Origin of the sequence: Nocardia sp. NPDC058518 (genome assembly GCF_042719655.1) — a bacterium.
GTDB lineage: Bacteria > Actinomycetota > Actinomycetes > Mycobacteriales > Mycobacteriaceae > Nocardia.
Genome location: NZ_JBHXNJ010000030.1, coordinates 5,554 through 9,756, shown reverse-complemented (window position 1 = coordinate 9,756; position 4,203 = coordinate 5,554). Strand labels below are relative to the sequence as shown.

General features: G+C 63.2%; 3 protein-coding genes. 2 read left to right on the top strand and 1 reads right to left on the bottom strand.

All coding sequences use genetic code 11. The features are described from left to right. Positions 1 to 263: 263 nt before the first annotated feature. Together ACFWPX_RS33285 and ACFWPX_RS33280 are read left to right on the top strand one after the other, a co-directional pair. Positions 264 to 1,139: a hypothetical protein gene (locus ACFWPX_RS33285; RefSeq protein ID WP_378932103.1), complete on the top strand. Its 876-nt coding sequence runs from the start codon at positions 264 to 266 to the stop codon at positions 1,137 to 1,139. Between the two features lie 323 nt (positions 1,140 to 1,462). Continuing rightward, positions 1,463 to 2,695, top strand: a complete 1,233-nt coding sequence (locus tag ACFWPX_RS33280; RefSeq protein WP_378932101.1) for an MFS transporter — start codon at positions 1,463 to 1,465, stop codon at positions 2,693 to 2,695. Between the two features lie 185 nt (positions 2,696 to 2,880). On the opposite strand, the gene ACFWPX_RS33275 is transcribed toward ACFWPX_RS33280, so the two are convergent. Then, on the bottom strand, positions 2,881 to 3,945 hold the full coding sequence (locus ACFWPX_RS33275) for a hypothetical protein (protein ID WP_378932099.1): 1,065 nt from the start codon (positions 3,943 to 3,945) through the stop codon (positions 2,881 to 2,883). Positions 3,946 to 4,203 lie beyond the last annotated feature (258 nt).

Here is a 4,203-nt window from a genome sequence, read left to right as displayed (position 1 = left end):
AGAGCTCGCTTGCTGCTTGTGGAGTGTGTTGGGGTGGGCTGTCGCGACACCCCCCCCCCCCCCCCCACCACACCCAGCCTCATTCAGGTTGATACGTGATGACCAGTAGCGATATCCGGATCCTCGATCAGCATCTGACCCCCCACACACCGATAAGGGCCACCGACGGGCGCAGCGTTACGCCTGGTCCACCGCCCGCGCAGGTCGATGTCCTCATCCTGACGCGCACCGCCGATCGTGAAGCGGGCTTCCTCGCAATGGCGTTGCGCGCGATCGGCATTACCGTGCACCGCACCGATATCGATCACTCACCTGCCATCGAAATCACGGTCAGTGACGAGACAGCGCACTGTGCGCTGAACGGCCAGATCGTCGCGCCGCGGGTCGTACTGTTTCGCTATTTTTCCCCCACTGCTACCGGTTCCCCGAGCGACTCGATATCACGGGAGTTCATTCGCAACGAGTGGCGTGCGCTCAGTGAGGTGTTGCGGGTCGTCTTCGTCGGCAAGACGTTGAACGCCGGAGCTACACCGGAAAGTATCGATGTCCTCACCCAACTGCAGACAGCGAAGCGGTGCGGCTTCGATATCCCGACCACTCGGATCACCAACACCCTTGCGGCCGTGCCCGGCTCGATCCTGCTGAAAGCGGTATCGATACACAGCGTCGAACCGGAACCGGGAACGATCTACACGGTCAGTCCCCGCATGCTCGAACACGACCGCGCGGGCTTGTCGCTGCAGCTGGCACCAGTCGTGGCACAGGCCACCGTCGACTCGAACACCGAGGTCCGGGTGTACGTGATCGATACAACGGTCGTTGCTTACCGCGTGGTGCAGTCGGAAATATCCGATCGGTGGAAGCAACCCTCAGCCGTTCACGTCACCCCCTACCCCCTACCCCAGCAACACCACGCGAAGTTCCTCGAAATGGCGGCGGCCTGCGACTTGGACCTGTGCGCCATCGATGCGTTCATCGAGGACGAGAAGGTGGTATTTCTGGAGGTCAACCCGGTCTTCAACTGGATGTGGTACGAGGCGCGCGCCAACGCGAAGACCGTCAGCGCGCTCATTGTCAAGGCCATCGCCGAGCGCGTGCTCAATGACCGGAAAGCCGACCAGTCGGAAAGCCCGGCATGATCGATACCGGCCGCTGGAACGCGACGCTCGTCAGCGACGCCGCGCGGTCGCGCACCGGACCGCAGCGGTGAACGAGAGCCGTTCTCTGCATCTGACGCTCGGAGTGAACCGGTCCGACACCCTTTCGGTGAACCGGCATTTCGATTATGTCGCCGAGTAGGCAGTGGCCACGCTCGGGTACCGTCGACCGATGGGGGTGACATGACGTTCCATTCTCGGATCTCGCAGATAATCACCCACACAGCGCATCCCGGCGGACACCGCGCATGCTCGATACGTGAGAACCCAGACCCTGATCGGACGATTCCGAAGATTGCTGGAGCATGACGAACCCGACCGACAGAGAACAAGAGAGCATCGCATCAGCTGAGGTAGAAGCGACGTCGCCGTGGCGGCTGGCGGAATTCCGGCTGCTGCTCGGTGGCCAACTGGTATCGCTGTTCGGTGATCGCGTCCTGGCCCTGGTGCTCGGTATCTGGGTGAAGGATCTGACCGGCAGTTCAGCGCTGGCCGGACTGGTGTTCTTCACCTACGGTGTCCCCGTGCTGGCGGCACCGGTGACCGGGTGGCTGGCCGACCGATTCCCGCGCCGCACGGTCAGTATCGCCGCGCAGGTCGCGGGCACCCTCTATCTCTTGCCACTGTTGTTGGTCGGATCTTCGGCCCAGCTGTGGATTGTGTTCGCCGTGACGTTCTGTTACGGCGCCGGTGGTGCAGTGTTCACCGCCGCCCGCGGCGCCCTGCTGGCCGACATGCTGCCCGCGCCTGTGCGCCCTCGCGCCAACGCGATCATCGTCAGCAGTGGGCAGGTGATGACGATCATCGGCCCGCTGATCGGCGCGGGAATCTACTCCTGGCACGGATCCACCGTCGTCATCCTGATCGACATCGCCAGCTTCGCGCTCTCGGCCGCGCTGCTGTGGTTCCTGCCCCGCATCAAAAGCTCCACACCCGCACCTGGTCAGCGACTGTTCGCTGACTCGCTGGCGGGAGTGCGGTTCCTGCTCACATCAGGGCCTAAGATCCGAACCTCGCTCGCACTGGCCATCCTTTTCGCCGCGATCGGGGTGTTCGAACCGGTCATCTTCCAGGTCGTCACCCAAGGACTAGACAAACCCGCCGCTTTCGTCAGCGTCCTGCTGGTCACCCAAGGCATCGGCGCCGCGATACTGGGAGCCTTCACCGGTCGGCTCGTCGCGCGCCTGAGACCGCTGCGGACAATGAGATTGGCGGCCGCCGGGTGCACCGGATCGATTCTGTTGTTCGCGGTGCCTTCGACACCACTGGTTATCACCGCGTGCGTCCTGCTGGGCGGGTCGTTCGCGCTGCTGGCGGTCAGCGTCATGACCTATCTGCAGGACGTCGCCCCACCCGCACAGCGGGGCCGGGTGATGGCAGCGGCGCACATGCTGATGATGGTCCCCCAAACGCTGTTCATCGCCATCGGTTCGGGCCTGGTCCTAGCCGTTTCGTTCCGGAAAATCATCCTCGGCATGGCCTGCGCCGCTGCCGTGGCCTATCTCGTCGCACCGCGCTCGTCCGACGCCGCGCAATGAGCGCAAGAGCAGGCACGTATTACGCCACTGACTACGCGCGATCGATCACGGGGCCCGGTAGGCAACACATTTGGACTCGGCCCGAATAGCAGGGGCTTCACGTATAGCACGCCATATCCGTTGATTTTTCGGCGTCTACTCCGGCGAGCCCGGCATGTCGTAGATGCTCTTTCCCTAGGTGAAGGTCACTGTTGCAGTCGGCGGTGTAGCGATCCGACCTCGCTCCGCAGTTGCTGATCGATGATCCCGGAAGACAAACGGTTTTCCAGGGCCTTAGACAACCGTAGCCGCAGCGGCGCTGGTGGGGGCTGGACCGACCACAGCGCTGGCAGCGCGGCGGTGCTCAAGTATCCGAGATATGCGTCATTGCAGGTGACGACGTCACGCAAGACCTCCTCGTAAACCCGTGGCGTCGGTGTCGGCAGGGAGAAGTCGACCGGCAGCCGCCGACCTCGGCCGAAGGTCAGCAGCGACCAGCTTTCATTCCGTGCCAACACGACGTTGTCTTCGACTTCCCGCTGATAGCGCCAGACCTCATCGAGGTCGTCGTCGCGGAACATGGCGCCGATTCTCAGGCTGCGGTGCACGAACGCTGAATGCATATCGCGGATTTCACGTATCGGGGGGGAGTAATCCACCTCGGCGACACCGTATTTAGTGATCTTGTGAGCCAGGACGCCTTTGCCGACCATGTTCGACACCGATGTCGAGTGCGCCGCGGTGCGCCACATTTTCGAAGCGGTCCCCAGCACCACCCCGTCCTCCCCACACAGGCCGTCGGGTCCGGTCGCGAACACCGCGTCGATGAACCGGTCGTGCCCGAGGCCCCAACCCAGTGCCAAACGACGCATCACCTCCGTCGTGTGCCCTTCGGCAACGGCCGCCAACACCCCCAGCGCATTACTCAACGCTGCCAGTTGGGTTCCGTCGATACGCTGTGGCAGACGAATGGTGATCCCGGCTGCGGCGAATACCCGCAGGTAACGCCCCAGCCTCAGCGTGAACCCCCGCCCTTCGAGGTAAGGCGACAATGTAGGCACCACATCCAGCAATTGATGCAGTGCTCCCCCTGTCGACCTCGCCGCCCAGTCGGGGTCTTTCCACATCCGGTTCAGCGTGGTGGACGGGACCTCGGCCAGTGTCAGCACATCGGTGAAACCCAACCCATCCTGCTGCGCGAGGTCGCGCAATGCGACCGGCTCCACCGGGAAAAGCACCGCTGGTTGCGAGGTGCCGTGGTCGGCGACCATACGGGCGCCCCCGCTACCTACCTGACGATTCATACGATCCCCCTCCAGATCGTTAGCCCTTCAACAGATCTGATACAAGCAGGGATCCGCTACTCCCCATGGATGAAGTGTTGTAGATCACGCTCGGCACGCTGGCATCGGTGATTCCGATTGTGGCGCTTGCGATTTCGGATCTCTGTGAGCCAAATCCAGTCCCCGGCCGGATGCCCGTTATCCGCGAGGGAGGGGCTCGTCGGGTCAGGCCGAACGGGGGGGGGG